Annotated in this window: 28 protein-coding genes; 27 read left to right on the top strand and 1 reads right to left on the bottom strand. The window is 39.9% G+C overall.

Annotation, left to right across the window (positions count from 1 at the left end; genetic code table 11):
- Positions 1 to 106: 106 nt before the first annotated feature.
- The 5 genes from AC2TDL_RS01025 (at position 107) to AC2TDL_RS01005 (ending at position 4,416) form a co-directional block, all read left to right on the top strand.
- Positions 107 to 601 (top strand): YqhR family membrane protein, encoded by a 495-nt coding sequence (locus tag AC2TDL_RS01025; protein ID WP_484698156.1) that lies wholly within the window; start codon positions 107 to 109, stop codon positions 599 to 601.
- A gap of 118 nt (positions 602 to 719) precedes the next feature.
- Positions 720 to 1,157 (top strand): type II 3-dehydroquinate dehydratase, encoded by a 438-nt coding sequence (gene aroQ, locus AC2TDL_RS01020; RefSeq protein WP_484698154.1) that lies wholly within the window; start codon positions 720 to 722, stop codon positions 1,155 to 1,157.
- A gap of 80 nt (positions 1,158 to 1,237) precedes the next feature.
- Positions 1,238 to 2,308 (top strand): M24 family metallopeptidase, encoded by a 1,071-nt coding sequence (locus AC2TDL_RS01015; protein WP_484700967.1) that lies wholly within the window; start codon positions 1,238 to 1,240, stop codon positions 2,306 to 2,308.
- Positions 2,309 to 2,340: 32 nt separating this feature from the next.
- Positions 2,341 to 2,898, top strand: coding sequence for an elongation factor P (gene efp, locus AC2TDL_RS01010; RefSeq protein WP_484698153.1), 558 nt, complete (start codon positions 2,341 to 2,343; stop codon positions 2,896 to 2,898).
- Between the two features lie 264 nt (positions 2,899 to 3,162).
- Positions 3,163 to 4,416, top strand: a complete 1,254-nt coding sequence (locus AC2TDL_RS01005; RefSeq protein ID WP_484698151.1) for an aspartate kinase — start codon at positions 3,163 to 3,165, stop codon at positions 4,414 to 4,416.
- Between the two features lie 123 nt (positions 4,417 to 4,539).
- Here the strand turns inward: AC2TDL_RS01005 and AC2TDL_RS01000 are convergent, their stop codons facing one another.
- Positions 4,540 to 5,262 (bottom strand): 2-phosphosulfolactate phosphatase, encoded by a 723-nt coding sequence (locus AC2TDL_RS01000; RefSeq protein ID WP_484698149.1) that lies wholly within the window; start codon positions 5,260 to 5,262, stop codon positions 4,540 to 4,542.
- Positions 5,263 to 5,453: 191 nt separating this feature from the next.
- Between AC2TDL_RS01000 and spoIIIAA the strand changes: the two genes are divergently transcribed.
- From spoIIIAA to ahrC, 22 genes are all read left to right on the top strand, one after another.
- Positions 5,454 to 6,440, top strand: a complete 987-nt coding sequence (gene spoIIIAA / locus AC2TDL_RS00995; protein ID WP_484698148.1) for a stage III sporulation protein AA — start codon at positions 5,454 to 5,456, stop codon at positions 6,438 to 6,440.
- Positions 6,441 to 6,556: 116 nt separating this feature from the next.
- Positions 6,557 to 7,075 carry a stage III sporulation protein SpoIIIAB gene (gene spoIIIAB, locus AC2TDL_RS00990; RefSeq protein ID WP_484698145.1) on the top strand — a complete coding sequence of 173 codons (519 nt, stop codon included), beginning with the start codon at positions 6,557 to 6,559 and terminating at the stop codon, positions 7,073 to 7,075.
- Between the two features lie 11 nt (positions 7,076 to 7,086).
- Positions 7,087 to 7,290, top strand: coding sequence for a stage III sporulation protein AC (gene spoIIIAC, locus AC2TDL_RS00985; protein WP_484698143.1), 204 nt, complete (start codon positions 7,087 to 7,089; stop codon positions 7,288 to 7,290).
- Positions 7,291 to 7,316: 26 nt separating this feature from the next.
- Positions 7,317 to 7,715, top strand: a complete 399-nt coding sequence (spoIIIAD, locus tag AC2TDL_RS00980; protein ID WP_484698142.1) for a stage III sporulation protein AD — start codon at positions 7,317 to 7,319, stop codon at positions 7,713 to 7,715.
- A 23-nt stretch (positions 7,716 to 7,738) separates the two neighbouring features.
- Positions 7,739 to 8,944 carry a stage III sporulation protein AE gene (gene spoIIIAE, locus AC2TDL_RS00975; RefSeq protein WP_484698141.1) on the top strand — a complete coding sequence of 402 codons (1,206 nt, stop codon included), beginning with the start codon at positions 7,739 to 7,741 and terminating at the stop codon, positions 8,942 to 8,944.
- 101 nt (positions 8,945 to 9,045) lie between these two features.
- The gene (gene spoIIIAF / locus AC2TDL_RS00970) at positions 9,046 to 9,789 is read left to right on the top strand and encodes a stage III sporulation protein AF (RefSeq protein ID WP_484698140.1); all 744 of its coding nucleotides are present in this window, start codon (positions 9,046 to 9,048) and stop codon (positions 9,787 to 9,789) included.
- Positions 9,790 to 9,800: 11 nt separating this feature from the next.
- The gene (gene spoIIIAG / locus AC2TDL_RS00965) at positions 9,801 to 10,430 is read left to right on the top strand and encodes a stage III sporulation protein AG (protein WP_484698138.1); all 630 of its coding nucleotides are present in this window, start codon (positions 9,801 to 9,803) and stop codon (positions 10,428 to 10,430) included.
- 21 nt (positions 10,431 to 10,451) lie between these two features.
- Positions 10,452 to 11,036, top strand: a complete 585-nt coding sequence (locus AC2TDL_RS00960) for a SpoIIIAH-like family protein (protein WP_484698137.1) — start codon at positions 10,452 to 10,454, stop codon at positions 11,034 to 11,036.
- Positions 11,037 to 11,227: 191 nt separating this feature from the next.
- On the top strand, positions 11,228 to 11,734 hold the full coding sequence (gene accB / locus AC2TDL_RS00955; protein ID WP_484698135.1) for an acetyl-CoA carboxylase biotin carboxyl carrier protein: 507 nt from the start codon (positions 11,228 to 11,230) through the stop codon (positions 11,732 to 11,734).
- Between the two features lie 41 nt (positions 11,735 to 11,775).
- Positions 11,776 to 13,119: an acetyl-CoA carboxylase biotin carboxylase subunit gene (gene accC, locus AC2TDL_RS00950; protein ID WP_484698133.1), complete on the top strand. Its 1,344-nt coding sequence runs from the start codon at positions 11,776 to 11,778 to the stop codon at positions 13,117 to 13,119.
- Between the two features lie 182 nt (positions 13,120 to 13,301).
- Positions 13,302 to 13,706, top strand: a complete 405-nt coding sequence (locus AC2TDL_RS00945; protein ID WP_484698131.1) for an Asp23/Gls24 family envelope stress response protein — start codon at positions 13,302 to 13,304, stop codon at positions 13,704 to 13,706.
- Positions 13,707 to 13,788: 82 nt separating this feature from the next.
- The gene (amaP, locus tag AC2TDL_RS00940) at positions 13,789 to 14,346 is read left to right on the top strand and encodes an alkaline shock response membrane anchor protein AmaP (protein ID WP_484700965.1); all 558 of its coding nucleotides are present in this window, start codon (positions 13,789 to 13,791) and stop codon (positions 14,344 to 14,346) included.
- A 13-nt stretch (positions 14,347 to 14,359) separates the two neighbouring features.
- Entirely contained in the window at positions 14,360 to 14,590 is a 231-nt protein-coding gene (locus AC2TDL_RS00935) for a DUF2273 domain-containing protein (RefSeq protein ID WP_484698130.1), read from the top strand.
- Positions 14,591 to 14,686: 96 nt separating this feature from the next.
- Positions 14,687 to 15,124, top strand: coding sequence for a transcription antitermination factor NusB (gene nusB, locus AC2TDL_RS00930; protein WP_484698129.1), 438 nt, complete (start codon positions 14,687 to 14,689; stop codon positions 15,122 to 15,124).
- 58 nt (positions 15,125 to 15,182) lie between these two features.
- Positions 15,183 to 16,037: a bifunctional methylenetetrahydrofolate dehydrogenase/methenyltetrahydrofolate cyclohydrolase FolD gene (gene folD, locus AC2TDL_RS00925; RefSeq protein WP_484698128.1), complete on the top strand. Its 855-nt coding sequence runs from the start codon at positions 15,183 to 15,185 to the stop codon at positions 16,035 to 16,037.
- A 6-nt stretch (positions 16,038 to 16,043) separates the two neighbouring features.
- Positions 16,044 to 17,396 carry an exodeoxyribonuclease VII large subunit gene (gene xseA, locus AC2TDL_RS00920; RefSeq protein WP_484698126.1) on the top strand — a complete coding sequence of 451 codons (1,353 nt, stop codon included), beginning with the start codon at positions 16,044 to 16,046 and terminating at the stop codon, positions 17,394 to 17,396.
- Positions 17,397 to 17,861: 465 nt separating this feature from the next.
- Positions 17,862 to 18,110, top strand: coding sequence for an exodeoxyribonuclease VII small subunit (gene xseB / locus AC2TDL_RS00915; RefSeq protein ID WP_484698124.1), 249 nt, complete (start codon positions 17,862 to 17,864; stop codon positions 18,108 to 18,110).
- Positions 18,111 to 18,113: 3 nt separating this feature from the next.
- Entirely contained in the window at positions 18,114 to 19,028 is a 915-nt protein-coding gene (locus AC2TDL_RS00910; RefSeq protein WP_484698123.1) for a polyprenyl synthetase family protein, read from the top strand.
- Positions 19,029 to 19,162: 134 nt separating this feature from the next.
- Positions 19,163 to 21,055, top strand: coding sequence for a 1-deoxy-D-xylulose-5-phosphate synthase (dxs, locus tag AC2TDL_RS00905; RefSeq protein ID WP_484698120.1), 1,893 nt, complete (start codon positions 19,163 to 19,165; stop codon positions 21,053 to 21,055).
- A gap of 27 nt (positions 21,056 to 21,082) precedes the next feature.
- Positions 21,083 to 21,916 (top strand): TlyA family RNA methyltransferase, encoded by an 834-nt coding sequence (locus tag AC2TDL_RS00900; RefSeq protein WP_484698119.1) that lies wholly within the window; start codon positions 21,083 to 21,085, stop codon positions 21,914 to 21,916.
- A 146-nt stretch (positions 21,917 to 22,062) separates the two neighbouring features.
- Entirely contained in the window at positions 22,063 to 22,527 is a 465-nt protein-coding gene (locus tag AC2TDL_RS00895; RefSeq protein ID WP_484698118.1) for a hypothetical protein, read from the top strand.
- 40 nt (positions 22,528 to 22,567) lie between these two features.
- Positions 22,568 to 23,017, top strand: coding sequence for a transcriptional regulator AhrC/ArgR (gene ahrC / locus AC2TDL_RS00890; protein WP_484698117.1), 450 nt, complete (start codon positions 22,568 to 22,570; stop codon positions 23,015 to 23,017).
- The last annotated feature ends 14 nt before the right edge of the window (positions 23,018 to 23,031 follow it).

The raw sequence follows: 23,031 nt of genomic DNA, 5'->3' as shown, positions 1-23,031 counted from the left end.
TACTTTATTTTATGTATGAATGCTAGTTAATCAGGGATAAGCTATCGCTGAAACGCCCATACTATTCATATCCAAAAATAGATAGATCATTAAAGGAGTGTAATCTGTGAGCAGTATTTTTAGTAACTTGCAACAAACAGGAGTAACAAAGCCTGTTCCATATGCTTTAAACATTGGTTTTTTTGCAGGTTTAATATGGGGAGCGTTACGTTTAATTGCTTACTTTCTTCATTTTACTTATGAGCCCCCATCATTATTAATTAAAGGCTGGTTAACAGAAGAAGCAGCAACTGGTATGTTTGGTCATATTACAGGAACAATTAGCTTTATTATTTTTTCGATGATTGCGTCCTTTTTGTACATATTGTTTTTTCGCACACTAGAAGGACCTTGGCCAGGAATTTGGTATGGGATTGGCTGGTGGGGAATATTATTTGGACTAGGACCATGGCTAGGCTTTACTCAAACTTCACTAAATGTTACGTTCACCTTTGCAGCTACAGATTTTTGTTTTTTTCTGCTTTGGGGATTATTTATCGGTTATTCCATAGCCTTTGAATTTACAAATGAAGCTAATCGAGAACCAGCAACGTTGCATTAGCTAAGAGAGAATACGCGATGCTAACTGCAAGTAAGGCTTCTCAAATAGCCTGTTTTTGTGGTAAAATGTCAAAGGCTCATTATGTGGGCTCATTTGATGTAGGTTGGAGGTGCAGCTAATGCATCGAATTGAAGTATTAAATGGCCCGAATTTAAATATGCTGGGAATTCGTGAGCCTGGAGTTTACGGCAGTCAATCATTGTCAGCAATCGAAGCAAATTTACAGGCTAAAGCTAAGGAGCTAGGTGTTGAATTACACTTTTTCCAAAGCAATCATGAAGGTGAAATGATTGATCGAATTCATGCCTGCTACGGACAAGCAGCTGGGATTATCATTAATCCTGGAGCCTGGACACATTATAGTTATGCGATTCGTGATGCATTATCAGCTGTTTCACTGCCTGTCGTTGAAGTTCATATTTCGAACATACATAAACGTGAAGAATTTCGCCATCATTCCGTAGTTGCTCCTGTTGCCGTTGGGCAAATTGCTGGATTTGGCGGTTACGGATATGAATTAGCACTGCTAGCATTGCTTCAGCATTTGCAGCAGTAATGTAACTATATGGTATAGAATTGCTGCATGATTAACTATTAATATCTTCTTATATGCCTAACTGAAAGCGAGGGAATATGATGACCAATGTTAGAATTGAAAAGCTTCGTCAATCGCTGACTAGCAAGGGACTAGATGGAATCATTATAGATAGTGCAGTGAATCGTCGTTATCTAAGTGGTTTCCAAGGGTCAGCAGGAACATTGCTTATTACTAATGACGCGTGCTATTTGTTAACAGATTTTCGATATAAAACTCAAGCAGCAGAGCAGGCACCAAATTTTGAGGTTATCATCTATGCCTCGCATCCATTAGATGACATTAAGAATTTACTTGCGAAGCATGGGGCAAAAAAGGTAGGTTTTGAAGAAGATATTATTTCTTTTGCTCACTATAAACGCTATGAGGCTGCGCTAAATAATGTTCAAATTGTCCCAACCTCAGGTATTGTCGAGCAAATCCGTCAAATAAAAGATGAGCATGAGTTAGCGATTATTAAAGAGGCAGCCAAACTTGCTGATGACGCGTTTACTCATATTTTAAATATTATTAGACCGGGTTTGCGTGAGTTGGATGTTGCATTAGAACTTGAAATGTTTATGCGTAAAAACGGAGCGACGAGTACTTCATTTGATACGATCGTTGCATCTGGTGAACGTTCTGCATTGCCGCATGGAGTAGCAAGTGAGCGAGTTATTGGTAATAATGAATTTGTTAAGCTTGACTATGGCGCATATTATAAGGGGTATTGCTCCGATATTACTCGTACTGTATTTGTAGGAAAACCGACAGAAAAGCATTTAGAAATTTATAACATTGTGCTAGAAGCTCAGCTGCATGGGTTAAAGCATATTAAAGCAGGAATGTCGGGAATTGATGCAGATGCATTGTGCCGTGATGTTATAACGAAATATGGCTATGGAGAAAACTTTGGACATGGCACTGGGCACGGTATTGGGATGGAAATCCACGAAGCCCCTAGATTGTCACGTCTAAGTGATACAATGTTAACACCCGGAATGACGGTTACTGTAGAGCCTGGTATTTATATCCCTGGTTTCGGTGGAGTAAGAATCGAGGATGATATTGTAATTACGGAATCCGGAAATCAAATATTAACCGCATCACCTAAAGAATTAATTCTTTTGTGATTGGGATCAAAAATTTCAGGAGGGAATCATTCATGATTTCAGTAAACGATTTTAAAACAGGTTTAACAATTGAATTTGAAGGTGATATTTTCACAGTATTGGAGTTCCAACACGTTAAACCAGGTAAAGGTGCGGCATTTGTTCGCTCTAAATTAAAAAATCTTCGCAACGGTAACATCGTTGAAAAAACATTCCGCGCTGGTGAAACTTTAAGCCGTGCAATGATTGAAAACCGTGAAGTACAATACTTGTACAACGCTGGTTCTGAGTATACGTTTATGGATAACGAAACTTATGACCAATTTACTTTAAGTGAAGAACAGCTTGAATGGGAATTAAACTTCCTTAAAGAAAACATGAATGTTAACATTACAAGCTATCAAGGAGAAATTATCGGTATTCAATTGCCAAACAACGTTGAACTTAAAGTAGTTGAAACTGAACCAGGCGTTAAAGGTAACACTGCAACAGGTGCAACTAAAAACGCTAAACTTGAAACAGGTCTTAACGTACAAGTACCTCTATTCATTAACGAGGGCGATGTACTACTAATCGATACTCGTGAAGGTAAATATATTTCTCGTGCCTAATCATTCACAGAAAGGGCATGACTAGCCCTGCTGTAAAAAAGTTGTAAGGAAAAGACCGAGCGTCTTTTCTTACAACTTTTTTGTGCGTATTTAGCTTTTTAGCAAATATGCTGTCATTATCCATTAAAAAGTGGCTGGATACGCATGCTAGTTCTGCAGTGTTGTAAACAATAAAACAAATTTTCAAACAACAGTATTCATTTAGCATAATGGGTGATATAATATATAACCGTATGCATATGTCAGAGTTGGGAGTGAGCAGCTTTGTCTTTGATCGTGATGAAGTTTGGCGGAAGTTCAGTAGGAACACCAGAAAGAATGCAACATGTTGCACAACGCATCATTGAGAGACAGCAAGAAGGAAATGATATTGTTGTAGTCGTATCTGCAATGGGTGATACAACGGATGATTTAATTGATCAATCTAAGATTTTAAATCCTAATCCATCACCTCGTGAGATGGATATGCTATTAACAGTAGGAGAACAAATTTCAATTGCCTTGTTATCCATGACAATTGAAGCTGCCGGCGGTAAGGCGATGTCCTTCACAGGTTGGCAGGCAGGTATTACAACAGATGCGATTCATGGAAAAGCAAAAATCGCAGATATTCAAGCTAATCGAATTACTGATGCATTAAAAGCTGGATATATCGCTGTTGTTGCAGGCTTTCAGGGCGCAAGCGAAGATGGAGAAATTACGACACTTGGTCGTGGCGGTTCAGACACGACTGCTGTTGCGCTAGCTGCAGCGGTAAACGCTGATTTGTGTGAAATTTATACCGATGTAGACGGTGTATATACAACAGATCCACGTATTGTTAAAAATGCACGTAAGCTAAACGAAATTTCATATGATGAAATGCTTGAACTAGCTCATTTAGGAGCAGCTGTACTGCATCCGCGTGCAGTGGAATACGCTAAGCAATATAATGTTCAATTGGTTGTTCGTTCTAGCTTTACAAAGAATGAAGGCACACTTGTTAAGGAGGAAGCAGTTATGGAGCAAGGTGTAGTTGTACGCGGCATCGCTTCTGAAAAAAATGTTGCAAGAATTAAAATTATGGGCGTTGATGATGTTCCTGGTGTTCTTGCAAATGTGTTTGGGGCATTAGCAAATAACAACATTGATGTAGATATTATTGTTCAAAGTGGAACGCAAAATGGTAAAGCTGATTTTGCATTTACAGTACATGGAGACGATAAAGACAAAGCGTTAGCTGTTATTGAAACTTTGAAGGATGTTGTACCTTATCGTGAAGCTGTATCAGAGGGTAACCTTGTGAAAGTATCTATCGTTGGTGCAGGTATGGTAAGTAATCCTGGAGTTGCTGCGAAAATGTTCTCAACAATTTCTTCCCTTGGTGTCAGCATTAACATGGTAAGCACATCAGAAATTAAAGTTTCTTGTGTCATCGCAGCAGATAAGTTAAATGAAGTTATTATTGCACTTCATACAGCTTATGGTTTAGATGCTAATGAACAAGTATTTGTTGGCGGTCCTGCTGAAAGAAGATAATAAGTAATTACGCTATTGATAGATCATATAAAGCCCGGATGCTAGTTAACGCATAACGGGCTTTTATGTTTTAAAAGGATGTTTGTATTAAAACAATATCATTATTTAAAGCATTAAAACTTCTTAGCAACGGGCAGCATTAATAAGCCTATCAAAGCTAAAGAGTGGCACAGTTGGCATAGAATCTACTTGCATACAAGTGTCTAAATCTTTTTCTAAACCTAGTTCTAATAATCTTCTTCCAGAAATGCAACGACGAACAATATCATTAATATTGGGTTTGGCATATTTATATAGAGCCAGCATCGTGTAGGCATTATCGTCAAGTTCTAACTCCTCTGGAGAAAGGCGTTCCTGCAGTAAGGAGACCAAGTATCCTGCGCAATAGCCGTCCTCAATTGTAAATTGATCATGACTTCCAGCACATAAAATGACAATATCTTTACCTATAGCAATTGCTCGTTCACAGCAAGCTGTAACATTCACTAAACCAGCAACAAGTAAGGAATCTGCGCGAATACATCGTTTAATGGCACTTGTTCCGTTCGTCGTAGTTAAAATAATCGTTTTATCCTTCACTACGTTTGCGGCGTAATCCTGCGGGGAATTTCCTAAATGAAAGTCTGAAATTCGTTTACAAAATCTTTCCCCTCCTAATAAATCCCCATGTCTTTGAATATCTTTCGCTTCCATAATCGTTTCTACTGGAATAATACTAGATGCTCCTGCATGTAATGCAGCAATAATAGAGGTTGATGTGCGAATTACATCAATAACTATCGCCACCTTCCCCAAAAATTGAGCGTGATGGGCATCACTTGCATTGGAAATAATCTGAACTTTCATTCCTAGTCCTTCTTTCTCCTTAACGACATTCATAACATACCGTATGCATAATGCGTAAAGCTGGTGAAAGGCACTAGACTAACATTACTCTCTACTAAGCTAGCAATGTGTACAAAATGTTGTGATATTTTAAGCAAGACAAGCATAGACTTGTATCATTAACAGCAATTTGCAAGGAGTGACCACAAGCTATGCAAGAACATATCACACAAATTTTACCGCAAGAGCTAAAGAGCATCCTTTTTCAACTGCCAGAGAAAGTCAAACATAGCTTGGAGGAAATTCGTATCCGCGAAAATCGTCCACTTGAAATTTCATATCAAGGAAGCTTTCATTATGTAACAGAAAAAGGAGCATTAGTACTTGATTCTAGACAAGCTTACTGTCCATCCTTTGAACAGTGCCGAAAACTGTTAGAGCGCATTACAAATTATTCACTATATGCATTAGAAGAAGAATTACGCAGAGGATACATTACGATTGCAGGTGGTCATCGAATTGGACTTGCTGGGAGAACCGTATTAGAGGGCGGCATGGTAAGAGCTATCCGTGATATTGGTGGTTTTAATATTCGTATCGCTAGAGAGGTGATAGGAGCCGCTAAAATGCTATTGCCTAAGCTTTTTTCAGGTGAAGGTGGAACGCTGCAATCCACGCTTATCATTTCTCCACCTCAGCAAGGGAAAACAACAATGCTGCGTGATGTAGCTCGTTCATTAAGCTATGGAACACATACTCGTCAATTGGCAATGAAGGTAGCAATTGTTGACGAACGTTCTGAAATCGCTGCTAGTGTAAAAGGAGTCCCTTCGTTCGATGTAGGTCCTCGAACTGATATTATGGATGCTTGCCCAAAAGCAGAAGGAATGATGATGCTATTACGTTCGATGTCACCAGAGGTGATCGTTGTTGACGAAATCGGCAGACCAGAGGATGCACAAGCAATTCGCGAAGCTGCTCATTGCGGAGTTAAAGTTATCGCGACTGCACACGCTTTTAACGTACAAGATGCTTTAGGACGCAATGAACTAAAGGGACTTATAGAAGATAAGGTATTCCGCAATATTGTTGAATTAAAGCGCAGTCAACAAGGGTTTATGCATCGAATGATTTCCGTCGATAGCTTATTAGCTAAAGAACGCAGCAGCAGTTGGTTTTCTTTGCAGAAAAATGGCTGAGATAGTTCGTTAAGATGAAAGCTGTGGATCGCTAAGCTGAATAGCTAAGAGTTGGTTCTGAAATGAGGTGAGTGCATGTACGAGTTCACTAAAATACGTTCGTACAAGCAAAAAGTATGATTAAGCTAATAGGCGCAGTACTCATATTATTTGCTGGAACAGCGATTGGATTTGTACAGGCATCTGCGTACATCAACCGTAGTAAGCAACTTCGTCAGCTTATTCATGCCTTACAACGCTTAGAAACTGAAATTAATTATGGGCAGACAGAGTTGCCTAGCGCCTTAATTAAATGCAGTGAAGGTTTACAACCTCCTGTTAGCCGACTTTTCACAAAAACATCGGAACTGCTTCTTTCAGAGCATCAGCTATCAATGCAGGAGGCTTGGCAACAATGCATTGATGAGGAATGGGGCGCGACAGCATTACGGGATAGAGAAAAGGAGGTTTTGCTCCGTATGAGCAGTGTACTTGGTATGAGTGCTACGAATGAACAGCTCAAGCATTTACAGCTTGCTCAACTTCAATTAAAAAGTGAGGAAGAAATTGCTCGCGAGGAGCAAGCACGTTATGTCAACATGTGGCGAAGTCTCGGTACATTGGGAGCGATATTAATCGTCATATTGATGGTGTAAAAAGTTGGAGGATGACTATGGATATTACAGCAATTTTCCAAATCGCAGGTGTAGGTATTATTATTGCGATTATGCATACAGTGCTTAAGCAAATGGGGAAGGAAGATATTGCACACTGGATTACAGTGCTCGGCTTTGTGATCGGAATATTTATGGTGATAGATGTAATTGCACAACTTTTCCAAGAGATTAAATCCATTTTTTTATTTCAGTAGGGTGAAAGCTGTAAGTAGGTGAAGTCGTGGAAATTATCCAAGTTGTCGGTATAGGCTTAATTGCAGCGCTGCTAGTCATTATCGTTCGGGAACAGAAGCCACAGTTTGCCTTTTTAATTACTGTATTTACTGGAGTGTTTCTGTTTTTGCTAGTAATCGACAAAATAGGTGGGGTCATCAATGTCATAAACGAGCTAGCCAACCGTTCGGGTATTCCAGATGTTTACTTAAAAACGATATTGAAAATAATTGGGATTGCCTATGTAGCAGAGTTCGGCGCACAAATGGTGAGAGATGCTGGGCAAGAAAGTATTGCATCAAAAATCGAATTTGCCGGAAAAATTTTCATTTTAGTGCTTGCAATTCCCATTATTAACGTCATTATCGAGACGTTACTGACGTTACTGCCGCTCGGTAGTGGCTGATAAGGAGGCGGGCTGATGAAAAAATGAAGTCAACATTATGGCGCTTAATTATTATTTTAATAGGCTTGATGGTTATGGGCGCACAGCAGCTTTATGCCTCCCCTGCACAGCAGGAACAATCCCCATCGGATTGGAGCGATAAGTGGATCGAGCAGCAGGTCAATATGCTGGAAACCGATAGCATTGAGTATTACTGGAATGAGCTTGGCAAGCAATACGCTCAATATTTTCCTGGCGAGCAGCTACCTGATCTAACAGATTTAATGTTTAGTAATCAAAAACATGAGTTAGATAGTTGGGCAATGATAAAGGGGATTATAAATTTTTTTCTCCAGGAAGTGATTTACAACGGAAAGCTGCTGCTCATTATTGTAATGCTGGCTATATTTAGCATGATGCTTGAAACCCTGCAAACCGCATTTGAAAAAAATAATATAAGTAAAATAGCCTATTCGATCATTTACATGGTGCTTGTTACGATTGCAATCAACAGCTTTATGGTGGCCAGTGATTATGCCAAAGATGCGATTGAAAAAATGATTTCGTTTATGATGGCGATGGTTCCATTATTGCTCACTTTACTAGCTTCTATGGGCGGTGTTGTTACTGTTTCTGTTATGCATCCGCTAATCATTTTAATGATTCATGTTGTCGGCACACTAATTTATCTTGTAGTTTTTCCATTGCTTTTCTTCTCGGCTGTTTTACATATTGTTAGTGCAATTACCGATCGATTTAAGCTGACACAGCTTGCCAATATGTTACGTGGTGTGGCAGTAACCGTACTTGGTATCTTGCTAACTGCTTTTCTAGGTGTCATTTCGGTGCAAGGAGCGACAAGCTCAGTAACAGATGGCGTTGCATTACGGACAGCAAAATTTGTTACAGGTAATTTTGTGCCAGTTGTTGGAAAAATGTTTTCTGACGCAGCAGATACAATAATTTCAGCTTCGCTTGTTGCTAAAAATGCAATTGGAATCGCAGGGATTACGATACTGTTAATCATTTGTGCATTTCCAGCAATTAAAATAGTAGCTTTAGCAGCTATTTATCATGTTGCGGGGGCAGTAATGCAACCTTTAGGAGATTCACCTATCGCTACTTGTTTACAGACAATAGGGAAAACGATGCTGTACATCTTTGCCTCACTGGCAGTAGTCAGTCTGATGTTTTTCTTAGCGATAACGATCATTATTACCGCTGGAAATGCGAGTGTAATGATACGTTAAAAAGAGCTCGATATTCATTGAGTAAATAGAGCAAAAAATCATCATGTATCATCCAAAATATTGTATCTATAAGCATATTCCGCTAGGGAGGTGAGGAAGATGTGTTAGCTTGGTTAGGAGAATGGTTGCAAAGTATTGTAGTTGTTGTACTATTAGCAATCGTTGTTGAGCTAGTACTTCCTAACAATAAAATGCTTAGGTATTCTCGGCTCGTGGTGGGCTTAATATTGCTGCTAACTGTTCTCAATCCAATATTGCAGCTATTTCAGGTTAATCTACAAGAAAAGCTGAATGCGAGCTACTCCTTATGGGAAAAGGAAGCTCAAGCTAAAGGTAATAGTCTTCCATCTCTGCAGCAAATAACTGAACAAGCGGAGCAACTTAAGCAGAAACGAGAAGAAGCTGCACTAGAGATGACAAAGACTAGCATTGAACAAGCGATCGAGTCAGAGCTTAAGAGGTCAACTTCAGCTTTTATATCGCAAGTTTCCGTAGCATTAGGATGGAGTGAGACAAGCAAAAATCAATCCCTTCCTTATATAGAGGCAGTAACCGTAACAGTTCAAGAGCAGCAGGACTTAAGCGACAGTGAAGCAATCAAACTCATCTCACCAGTTGAAATTGATGAAGTAAATATACCTCTAGTTGAGATAGACAATTCACACAAGGAATCAAGTGAACAGCACAGGCAAGCAACAAAAGAAAGGCAGCAGGAAACACTGGACAGCAATGGGCAACGGACAGAACAGTTTCGCCAGCAAGCTCAAGAAATCGTTTCTATTATTGCATCGGGCTGGAATGTAAGAGTTGATCATATTTATGTGCAGCAAGCAGCCAACGATTAGGAGGAGTTGATGTGGGGAATTGGTATGCCAGCTTTGAAAAATTATTTGGTGGAGGACCAGGCGGCAAAAAGCGAATAACTGTCGTCAGAACGCTAATCTTAATTGGAGCCGTCGGCATTCTCTTTATGCTCATTCAATCTTATCTTCCTTTCAAACGAGTTGAAAATCTTGAAGCGTCACCAACTTCCGTACCTCCAACTGAAGAAGTGTTTAAAAGAGAGCCGTCACCCGACAATCCATTTGCCAGCATAGAAATGACTTTGGAGGAACGATTGAAAGAAATGCTAGAAAAGATGATAGGTGTAGGCAAGGTTGATGTGATGATTACAGTAGAATCAACGGAGGAAAAAGTAGTTGAGCGTAACCTAAGCAAGAGTGAGAGTGAGACTGAGGAAAGTGATCGCAACGGAGGAAAACGACATTTAACGACAGTGACAACTGATGGTCAAGTGGTACTTTATCAAGCTACAGATGGACAGCAGCCTCTTGTTACTAAAATCATTAACCCAAGGATTCGCGGCGTATTAATTGTTGCTGAAGGAGCAGAGGATGCTGCTGTACGAAAACTGATTATACAAGCAGTTGAAAAAGGACTAAATGTGGTTCCTACTCGGATCTCTGTCGTTCCGAGCAAAAAATAAATGAAAATATGGAGGGTCTATATGAATACGAGAAGACAAACAATTTGGTTAGTTTCAATGTTAAGTTTAATGGTAATTTTATCGGCTTACTATTTGTTTACGCAAGATATTACAGGTAAGGACAAATTGACTGATGCTACGCAAGGGGAAAATGGAGCAGTAGTTGCAAGCGTTGAAGGAGAAGAGGAATATAGCATTTCAGATGCAGATCAAGAAGTATTAAAGCAGCTTGAGGCAGAGGGCTATTTTGGTGACAGCGTCATTGGCGAGCTAATGACAAAGCGCGAAAATAAACTTGAAGAAGAAGAAAATCGCATTATGTCTGTATTAGCTGATACTACTGCCGATACAGAAACCTCTCTTGAAGCATGGAAAGAAATGGAGCAGCTTGAAGAAAAAATGGAGAAGGTAAGCAAACTTGAGGAGAGCCTAAAAGAAACGTATGAGGTTGTATTAATTTCTGAGGAAGTAGATGATAAATATAAAGTAGTAGTAACAAGCGACACTGCTGAGAAAAAACAAGCAGCAGCAATTATTGAGCAAGTGATTGCTGAGCTTGACATTCGTCCAAATCAGGTATACGTAGAATTTATCGCTAACCCGTAATCATAAATTACGTTATCATAATAAACTCCTAATCGTAAAAACTCCATTAGCTGCGATATTACGCGACTATTGGAGTTTTGTTTTAGTCACAATGAATCATATATATTGTTTCGTGATAAAGAAATCGTGTTATGATAGAATTATTGTGATATAATGTTAAACGTTATGTAAAAAAAGGAGTGATAACGTTAATGTTTAAGTTGAGCGAGATTAAAGAGTTAATCAAATTAGTTGATCAAACTTCTGTTGAAGAACTTGAAATTGAAAATGAGGGCGCTCGTCTTCATATAAGAAAACCAAAAAGCTCTGAATTGGTTACTGTACAACCAGCTCCAGTTATGCATACATATACACAGCCTGCAGCTGTTCAAACTGCTGCTGTTGCTGCACCAGCTCCACAACAAACTGCTGCACCAGCTGAGGAGGCTGTACCTGCACCAACTTCGACATCTGAGAATTATCATAAAATTACGTCTCCAATGGTAGGAACATTCTATAGCGCACCGGCTCCTGATGCAGCTCCATTCGTACAGGTTGGGGACCGTGTAAATACGAAAACCGTTGTATGTATTCTTGAAGCGATGAAGCTTATGAATGAGCTTGAAGCTGAGGTTAACGGTGAAATCGTTGAAATCTTAGTTAAAAACGGACAATTGGTAGAATTTGGACAACCATTGTTCCTTGTTAAGACGGACTAGCCACTAACTGGAAAAGATGGTTGAAAGGGGTCTTCATTAAAGTGAAATTCCAAAAAATTCTAATTGCCAATCGCGGTGAAATTGCAGTTCGTATTATTCGCGCATGCCGTGAATTAGGTATTCAAACTGTGGCAGTGTATTCTGAAGCAGATAGAGATTCATTACATGTGAAGCTGGCAGACGAAGCTTACTGTATAGGACCAATTGCTTCAAAAGACAGCTACTTGAATTTAACAAATATAATGAGTGTTGCAACGCTTACAGAATGTGATGCCATTCATCCAGGATATGGCTTCTTAGCTGAGAATGCTGATTTTGCGGAAATTTGTGAGTCCTGTAACATTACGTTTATTGGTCCTTCACCTGAAGCGATTAGCAAAATGGGAGATAAAGCAGTTGCAAAGCAAACAATGAAAGCTGCTAACGTTCCTGTTATTCCTGGTTCAGACGGATTAGTAGAAGATATTGATGAAGCGATTATGATTGCACGTGATATCGGCTATCCGGTCATTATTAAAGCAACTGCGGGAGGCGGAGGAAAAGGTATCCGCATTGCTGAGGATGAAGCAAGTCTTGTTTCACAAATTACAACTGCTCAGCAGGAAGCGCAAAAAGCATTTGGTAATGGCGGCGTTTATATCGAAAAATATTTAACCGGAATGAAGCACGTTGAAGTGCAAATTATGGCTGATAAGCATGGCAATGCTGTACATTTATTTGAGCGTGATTGCTCTGTGCAGCGCCGTCGGCAAAAGCTAATTGAAGAAGCGCCATGTGCTGTGTTGACGCCAGAGCTTCGTGAGGCAATGGGACAAGCTGCAGTGCGTGCTGCGCTAGCTGTACAATATTCTGGGGCAGGCACACTTGAATTTTTGCTTGGACCAGACGGTAATTTCTATTTTATGGAAATGAATACACGGATTCAGGTTGAACATCCAGTAACTGAAATGATTACGCACGTTGATTTGATTAAGGAAATGATTAGTGTTGCTGAAGGCAATCCGCTTTCCTTTACGCAAGAGAATCTTTCAATAAATGGTTGGTCCATTGAATGCCGTATTAATGCAGAGGATTCTGAGCGCAACTTTATGCCTTCTGCCGGTCATATTCCGTTTTATCTTGCTCCAGGCGGAAACGGCGTTCGCGTTGATAGTGCGGTTTATCCAGGTTATACGATTTCACCACACTATGATTCGATGATTGCCAAGCTCATTGTTTGGGGGGCAACACGCGAAGAAGCGATTATGCGTATGAAACGTGCATTGCAAGAGTTCTCAATCGAGGGCATTAAAACGACAATACCGTTCCATTTGAAAGTATTAGAGCATGAGAAGTTTTTAAGCGGGGATTTTGATATTAAGTTTTTAGAGGAGCATGAAATTTAAGCTTGCTTCATAAATTTATTTGCAGTGCTTCTATTAATGCAGGGCATGCGGCACTTACAAATTATTTGTACAGGCGACAATACTGTTTGTCATAATTGTTGTGCAATGTTATAGTATAGAAATAAGTAACATTGGTAAGCATGACCATATGCGTGAAATGATAATTTGGAGGTGCAACGAAAATGAGTATAATTGCAGAATATGAAAAAACAGACATGGGCACAATTCAAATTGCTCCTGAGGTAATTGAAGTAATTGCAGGGCTTGCAACAATTGAGGTTGAAGGTATTGCAGGCATGAGTGGTGGTCTAGCTGGAGGTATTGCCGAGCTTCTTGGCAGAAAAAATGTTGCTAAAGGCGTGAAGGTGGAAGTTGGACAAAAAGAAGCAGCGGTTGATGTTTCTGTAGTTGTTCAATACGGTTATAAAATTCCTGAGGTAGCTAGCAGCGTTCAGGAAAACATTAAACGTTCCATTGAAATCATGACAGGCTTAACAGTTGTCGAAGTTAATGTTCATGTTCATGATGTTCATTTTAAGACTGAGGTCAAAGCAGAGTCAGAAGAACAAACTTCGCGTGTGAAGTAATAGATCGATATTAACCCCCTAGTGACTCAAGCTTGCGCTTGACGCAGGGGGTTGATTACGTTAGATAGAGAGGATGAAGAACTTGATCAGAGTTGTGGACAAGCTACTATTGTTTTTATATAGCATCATCATCGCCCTTGTTTCTGCAGTGGCTGTCAGCATAGGATTCAAATGGATATCTGCTAGACTAGTGATGGATGCTATTGAAAGTTTGTATAGCAGCAGCACGATTCTATTGATCGTTGCTATTGTTGGGATTGTAATGTTCTTGATAAGTCTTCGCTTCTTTATTGTTTCATTATCTCGTAGCTCGGTGTCTAGTCAATCGATCGATCAGCGAACAGAATTTGGGGATATACGTATTTCAATTGAAACGATGGAAAATTTGGCATTAAAGGCAGCAATGAAGCAGCGTAGTGTTAAAGACCTGCGGGCTCGTGTGCATGCAACGGATGCTGGAATGGACATCGTGTTAAGAACTGTTGTTGATGGTGAAGTGTCGATTCCCCAATTGACAGAGGAAATTCAAAAGTCTGTTAAAAATTATGTTGAAGAAATAACAGGAATTCCAGTAACTAACGTTTCCGTTTATGTGGCAAATATCGTACAGAACAACACGATTAAAAGTCGCGTAGAGTAGAGGTGATCTATCTATGTGGAGAGATATTTGGACGCAGTACTGGAAACGAATTATTGGAGCAGGCGTTGGTTTGTTTTTTGGCATTATTTATCTAATATGGGGATTTTGGGACATGTTGTTTATTGCTTTACTTGTTGGAGCAGGATATTGGTATGGCAAGCAAAGAGAATATACTTCTGGCTCAATTTTTCCATGGGAGCGGATATGGCATAGTATTGGTAAACTATTTAAACCATATCGCTAAGCTGTGGTCTCCTCCGTGCCTCGGATTTATGAATTCGTAGCAGGGAGGAGATCATAACGTAAAGAATTGCATTAATGTGAATGACTTGGAGGTTCCATGAAACGAAGATTAGCAAGAGAGATGGTAATATCAAGCTTGTACAGTATGGAAATTAATGAAGTACAAGCCTATGAAGCATTGCAAAGCGTAATAGAAAAAGTAGCAGATGATGATGTAAGCAATAAAATTAGTGATGAAGATACAAATGAGTTTGCTCGCAAATTGCTCTTAGGTGTAGTGGAGCATCGTGTAGCAATTGATGATTTGTTAGCTAAGCATTTAACAGGTTGGCAAGTCGATCGCTTATCTCGTGTAGATCGTCAAATTTTACGTTTAGCATGCTATGAAATGGTGTTTGCAAACGATGCTCCGCCAAAGGTTGCTGTAAACGAAGCGATTGAATTAGCAAAGCACTTTGGAACAGAAGAATCAGGTAAATTCGTAAACGGAGTGTTGGCAAAGCTATTGCAAAATTTAGATTCTACGAAGTCATAGGCTTGTCGCGCAGCTTGCGATAAGCTTCTTTCATGAGCAAAATGAGGAGTGATTAATAATGGCAGCTAATATTATTGATGGAAAACAAATTTCAGCAGACATGCGTAATGAAATGATTGCAGAAGTGGCAACACTTAAAGAAAAAGGTGTAACTCCAGGTTTAGCAGTAATTTTAGTTGGTGAGGATCCTGCTAGTAAAGTGTACGTTGGCTCTAAGGAAAAAGCGTGCATCGCGCTAGGCATGTATTCTGAAGTTCATCGTCTCCCTGAGCAAACGACAGAAGAGGAACTACTTGCACTTATTGATAAATTAAATAAGCAAGAGAGCATTAATGGTATTTTGGTGCAGCTTCCATTGCCTAAACATATTAATGAAAAAGCTGTTATCGATGCAATTAGTGTTGAAAAGGATGTAGACGGCTTCCACCCGCAAAGCGTCGGTAATCTTGTTATTGGCGACGATAGCTTATTGCCATGTACTCCAGCAGGCGTAATTGAATTAATTAAACGCAGCGGAATTGAGATTGCTGGTAAACATGCTGTCGTTATCGGTCGCAGCAATATTGTTGGTAAACCTGTTGCGATGCTTTTATTAAGAGAAAATGCAACAGTGACCATCTGTCATTCTCGTACAGCTAACTTACAAGAAGTTGTTAAGCAAGCGGATATTGTTGTGGTAGCAATTGGCCGTGCAAAAGCAATTGATGCATCTTACATTAAAGATGGTGCAGTTGTCATTGATGTAGGTATTAACCGACTAGAAAATGGTAAGCTTGCAGGCGATGTAGATTATGAAAGTTGCCTTGAAAAAGCTGGCTATATTACACCAGTTCCAGGTGGCGTAGGTCCAATGACAATCACTATGCTTATGAAAAATACAATTACAGCGGCTAAAAAAGCAAACGGGATGTGATTTCCGATGGCGATGGAGCCACATATTTATACGATCAAGGAAATTAACAAATATATTCGAATGAAAATGGATAGTGATGCGATATTGTCTGATGTTTGGCTTCGCGGTGAAATTTCAAACTTTACGCATCATTCCAGTGGTCATATGTATTTTACCTTGAAGGATAAAGATAGTCGTATCAAATGTGTGATGTTCTCCTCCCATAATGCTCGACTTAAATTTATTCCTAAAGAGGGCACAAAGGTAATCGCCCGAGGAATCATTTCAGTTTATGAGCGTGACGGTGCCTACCAGTTTTATGCGAATATGATGCAGCCCGATGGAATCGGGAGCTTGTATTTAGCCTATGAACAATTAAAAGGAAAACTTGAGGAGGAGGGGTTGTTTGCAGCTTCACGCAAACGTACACTTCCTCTTTTTCCAGTTACGGTAGGTGTAATTACTTCGCCAACAGGCGCGGCGATTAGAGATATCATCACAACGATACAGCGGCGTATGCCGGCTACTCATATTTTATTAGCGCCAGTTCAAGTGCAAGGTGAGTTAGCAGCACCCTCCATTGTGCGGGCCATTGCGTTAATGAATGAGCTTGCCTGCTGTGATGTATTAATTGTTGGACGCGGAGGCGGCTCTCTAGAGGAGCTATGGGCATTCAATGAAGAAATTGTCGTGCGTGCAATCGCAGCTTCGCAAATTCCAGTCATTAGTGCAGTAGGTCATGAAACCGACTTTACATTATCTGACTTTGCTGCTGATGTAAGAGCAGCTACGCCAACTGCTGCTGCTGAGCTCGCTGTACCGCATATTCAGGAGCTAATCGCTACGTTACATAGATATGAAGAACGACTGGCTGCTGCAATGCAGCGCAAGCTCGATAGAGCAAATGAACGTTTGCAACGCTTGCAAAGCACACCGATCTTTGCTCAACCAAAGCGTTATTTCTTGCAGCAAGCAGAACGAATTGATTATTTGCAGCTCGCCTTGCGCAATAGCTTGCAGGAAAAACTACAACAAAGCAAGGTAAGACTGGCACAAAATGAAAGTAAACTGGCACGACTGCACCCTGAACAGCGTATAAAGCTATTAGGCAGTCAGCTAGCTTATCTAAAGGGAAAGCTAAATGAGCAAATGAAAGCAAATATAAAGCATAAATCAATGCAGACAGGCGCATTAATCCGCCAGCTCGATGCATTAAGCCCGCTTAAAGTTATGGCTCGTGGTTACAGCTTAACATATACTGAGGATGGGCAATTACTTAAAGATGTTGAGCAAGTTGTAGCAGGGGATGCGATAGTAGTAAAAATAACTAACGGCAACTTAACCTGCAAAGTAGAGGAAGTTAAAAAGTCTGGAAGTTGATGACGAAGCAGAGCTGTGAAGCTGGGTCGACGTCGAATATGGGACTCACCTAGATTTTCCGTTGCTCACGTAGGCTTATCTACGCTGCGCTACTCAAATTCAAGGTTCAATTCAAGGTTCAATTCAAGGTTCATCCCATCTTCTCGTTCCTGAACTCCCAGCTTTTTAACGGATATTAAATGAGGAAGTTAAAAAGTCTGGAAGTTGATGACGAAGCAGAGCTGTGAAGCTGGGGCGACGTCGAATATGGGACTCACCTAGATTTTCCATTGCTCACGTAGGCTTATTTACGCTACAAAAGCAGGCTTGAGCGAAGCGCCGAGGTTCGCAGGGAAACCCCCTGCAAATAGTACGCCATAACAAAATAAATCTACAGCAAAGCTTATGACACCTCTAAAGCGACTTTTTTCGCAGGAAAGTGGAGCGATAGAGGAGGTTATAAGCGAAGCACAGGAGGAGTGTCAAATGTCAGCCAATGAAAATTTAAGCTTTGAGCAAGCGCTGGAACGCTTAGAAGCTATTGTTAATCAGCTGGAAAATGGAGACGTACCATTAGAACAAGCGATAGAACTTTATCAAGAAGGCATGAAATTATCTAGTTTATGTACGGGTAAATTGAAACAAGTAGAAAGTAAAATTGAAATGCTTATCGAAAATGAGCAAGGAATAACAACAAAAGCCTTTACTACCTCACAATTAGAAAAAGGAGACTAAATTGTGAACCAATCAGAATCGATACATAAACATATTCAGCAAATAGCACAAGAAATTACCGAAAAATTAAAAGCATCTCTTGCTAAATTTGAGGGTGCGCCAAAACAGCTAATAGAATCAATGGAGTATTCCTTAACAGCTGGTGGCAAGCGAATTAGACCTTACTTAGTATTAGCTTCTGCTTATGCGATTAAAGGGGATCAAACGATAATTGACAAAGCTGCAGCAGCTGCATGTGCGGTGGAATATATTCACACGTACTCATTAATTCATGATGATTTGCCAGCAATGGATAATGATGATTTGCGACGTGGCAAACCAACCAATCATAAAGTGTTTGGTGAAGCGATGGCGATTCTTGCAGGAGATGCATTGCTAACAGGTGCTTTTAGCTTTATTACAGGATTAGTGAAGGAAGGCAAGCTTGCGGCAGAGATCGGTATTGAAATCATCGATGAGCTGTCTCGCTATGCAGGAGCTCAGGGAATGGTTGGCGGACAAGTAGCTGACATGCAAGGCGAGCAAGGGATTACAACAATCGAGCAACTTGAATATATTCACCAACATAAAACTAGTGACTTAATAGTTTTCTCTGTAAAGGCTGGAGCAAGAATTGGAGGCGCTAACGAATTTCAACTGCAACAACTTGAGCGTTACGGACGTAATATAGGTATGGCTTTTCAAATTCAAGATGATATTTTAGATATTATTGGTGACGAGACGAAGTTAGGGAAGCCAGTAAATAGCGATATAGAAGAGCAAAAGGTTACGTATCCATTTTTGCTAGGTATGGACGAAAGTAAACGGTTAGTAGCAAAGCTGACAGAAGAAGCAAAGGAAGCCATTGCTACGGCTGATCTTGCACATACAGAACAGCTTTTGGCATTAGCAGACTACTTAGTTCATCGTGAATATTAATAGCGTTGTAATTTGGCTGTAATATATCTGATAACTAAGATTATGTAGGTTGTTAATATTGTGTTATAATACCGTTAGTTGTCTGTTATCAGTAAACAAGAATTACAACCTTTTTTGAAAGCGAGGAAGGCGATGTGCTTTTAGATCAAATAGATGACCCGAAGGATTTGAAGAAATTGACAGTTGATCAATTAGATCAATTAGCAGAAGAAATACGTCATTTTTTAATTGAGAAATTGTCTTATACCGGTGGTCATCTTGCTCCAAATCTTGGAGTCGTAGAGCTTACCTTGGCTATCCATTATTTATTTGACAGTCCAAATGACAAGATAATATTTGATGTTGGTCATCAATCCTATGTTCATAAAATTTTAACAGGTCGTAAAGATAAATTTGACACTTTACGTAAATATAAAGGGCTTTGCGGCTTTATAAAGCGCAATGAAAGTTCACATGATGTGTGGGAAGCGGGACATAGCAGCACTTCTTTGTCTGCAGCTATTGGCATGGCAATGGCTCGTGATTTTAAAGGTGATAAAAACCGCGTTATTGCTGTAATTGGTGATGGTGCTTTAACAGGCGGTATGGCATTAGAAGCGCTTAACCATATTGGTCATGAAAAACGTAAACTAATGGTAATTCTAAATGACAATGAAATGTCGATTGCTCCCAATGTAGGAGCATTGCACCATTATTTAGGGAAAATTAGAACGGGGAAACAATATCAGAAGGCAAAAGAAGAAGTTCATCAGCTTCTTAACAAAATACCTTCAATCGGCGGTAAGCTGGCAGAAACGATTAGCCGTTTTAAGGATAGTGTGAAGTATTTATTGGTGAGCGGCATTTTATTTGAGCAATTTGGTTTATCTTATCTTGGACCGGTAGATGGACATAATACTGAAGATTTAATTGAAGTACTTAAGCAAGCGGATAAAATTAATGGTCCTGTTTTAGTCCATGTTATAACGACTAAAGGAAAAGGCTATAAACCTGCAGAAAAGGACTCTCATGCTTGGCACGGTGCATCCCCGTACAAAATTGAATCTGGTAAAATGGTTAAAGCTGTCGGACCGCAAATGTACACGCAAGTTTTCGGAGATGTGTTAATTGAACTTGCTGAAAAGGATGAACGCATTGTTGCCGTTACTCCTGCAATGCCTGGCGGTTCTGGATTAATGGAATTTGCTAGACGTTTTCCAACGAGAATGATTGATGTTGGTATTGCAGAGCAGCATGCTGCGACAATGTCTGCAGCTTTAGCAATCGAGGGAATGAAACCGGTGTTTGCTGTTTATTCAACCTTCTTACAGCGTGCGTACGATCAAGTTGTGCATGATATATGCCGACAAAATCTTAATGTTGTTTTTGCTATTGACCGCGCAGGCTTTGTCGGTCCAGATGGCGAAACGCATCAAGGGATTTATGATATTCCATTCCTTCGTCATATCCCAAACATGGTATTAATGATGCCTAAGGATGAAAATGAGCTGCGACAAATGATGAAGACAGCGATAGAGTACAATGATGGACCGATTGCCGTACGTTATCCGCGAAATCATGCTGAAGGTGTGGAAATTATTAGGGAACTTACAACCATTCCAATTGGAACTTGGGAAGTGTTGAAGGAAGGCGAGTCCGAATACGCGTTACTGGCAATTGGACCTATGCTTAAGGTTGCTAAGGAAGCATCAGAGTTGCTTATTCGTGATGGAATTGATGTTGAAATTATTAATGCGCGCTTTATTAAGCCGTTAGATGAAAAGATGCTGCTAAGATTAGCCGCACAGCATAAAAAACTTGTTGTGATTGAGGAAAGTGCTGAGTTAGGCGGTTTAGGAAGTGCAATTCTGGAATTTTACGCTAAGCATCATTTAGATGATATGACAGTTAGAATAAAAGGGATTCCTGATATGTTTATTGAACATGGCAGTATTGAGCAGCAACGTGAAGAGGTCGGCTTAAATGCTACAGCAATTGTCAATATCATACATGGAATGAAAGCGAGACGCAAAAAAAATGCAAATTAGCATAGTTGCAAGATAGGTAGGGATTTGATGACAACTGGACCTAAGGAGCGAATAGATATTTTGCTCGTTGAGGGCGGGTATTTTGATAGCCGCGAAAAAGCGAAAAAAGCATTAATGGCAGGTCTTGTACTTGTAGATGAAGTGCCAGTCGATAAACCTGGTATGAAAGTTCCTCGTTCTGCTGCCATTAAAGTGAAGGGTGCATTGCATCCTTACGTTAGTCGCGGTGGTTTAAAATTAGAAAAGGCAATTAAGCATTTTGAAATTGATTTAAAGGATGCAGTTATGCTGGATATTGGAGCATCTACTGGCGGTTTTACAGATTGCGCCCTGCAGCACGGTGCTCGCTATGTATATGCAATTGATGTTGGGTATAACCAGCTGGATTGGTCATTGCGGCAGCATCCGCAGGTCAAAGTCATGGAACGTACCAACTTTCGTTATTTAAAGCCAGAGGAGCTGGAAGGACCGACACCGAGTTTTGCTACAATTGATGTATCATTTATTTCCTTAAAGCATATATTGCCTAATTTATCTACTTTGTTGCCGCTGGATTCAACGGTTATCGCTTTAATTAAGCCGCAATTTGAAGCTGGTCGCGAAAAAGTTGGTAAGCTCGGAGTGGTGCGTGAAGCATCGACGCATAAGGAAGTTTTGCAGCAAGTGCTTACGTTTGCAGCCGAAGTTGGTTATGAACTAAAAGGCTTGACCTTTTCGCCAATAACAGGCGGGGAAGGCAATATTGAGTTTCTTGCACACTGGACTTGGCGAAATCAAACGATGCTCCATACACTTTCATTAGTTCAAGTAGAGGACGTCGTACAAGAAGCAAATGCAACATTTAAGCTGTCACGAGGTTAAACAGCTTAATAATATAGTAAACAGCAAAGATGCCAAACGAGTAAATCGGGAGGCATCTTTCTCTTTACAGTTAATTGCTTCGTTTGATACACTATATATGCAAACAAGTGTTCTGTAAATAGGATTTGTGAAAGGAGCTTTGCTCTATGGACAACCTTGTGGAACTCTTTATAATGCTAATTACTGCGTTTTTTTTAATCTTAGTGCTTTACCGAATGATATATCGCTGGTTACATTCACCGGCTACGATATCAAGAGTTAAGTTAGGACGTGGCGGAAAGTTAAAAGATAACGATCCAAACATTAGCTTACTTGAGCAGCACGGATATGTTGTTGTTTCTGGACGGCATCAGATTCCAGTAGTAATAGAGGTTGACCACGAGGTTTTAGATCGCACAGCAACGATTATTATTGATTATATTGCGGAAAAAAAGGGCCGTTCATACATAGTGAGAACAGAACGAGAACGACAACCAATCGAAATGACGGCGGCAGATTTAAAAAATCATTTATTAATGTACGCATTATTGCTGCCAGATATGAGTGGCATAATATACATAAATAAGAAAGAAAACAAACTTCATGTGATCAAATTTCACATTTCAGAATAAAAAAATTTAAATTAAAATCAGAATAAGGAGCCTTGAAAAGATGAAGGGAATAAGGCAGTTTCGCATAAAGGAAATTATTGCAGAACGTGATATTGAAACCCAAGAAGAGCTTGTTGATGCATTAAGAGAAAGCGGGATGAATGTAACACAAGCAACAGTTTCTAGAGATATTAAAGAGCTAATGCTTATTAAAATACCATCAGCCAGTGGCGGTTATAAATATGCGATGCCTGGGGAAACGCAAAAAACAAATCCTATTTTTAAATTGAAGCGGGCATTACAGGATCATTTCACAAGTATTGACTATACAGAGAATTTAGTTGTAATGAAATGCTTACCGGGAACAGCAAGCACGCTTGCTGCTCTTATTGACAGTATGGATACTGAAGATATTATGGGTACCATTTCAGGTGATGATACCATTCTGATTATTTGTCGTTCTAAAGAGCAGAGCAAACTCGTTGTAGAGCGCTTTTTATCGATGCTGTGATTACAGATTAATTT

This window comes from Paenibacillus sp. plas6, assembly GCF_057221655.1.
Note: the sequence above shows the minus strand (reverse complement) of the source record. Positions and strands in the feature narration are given on the sequence as shown.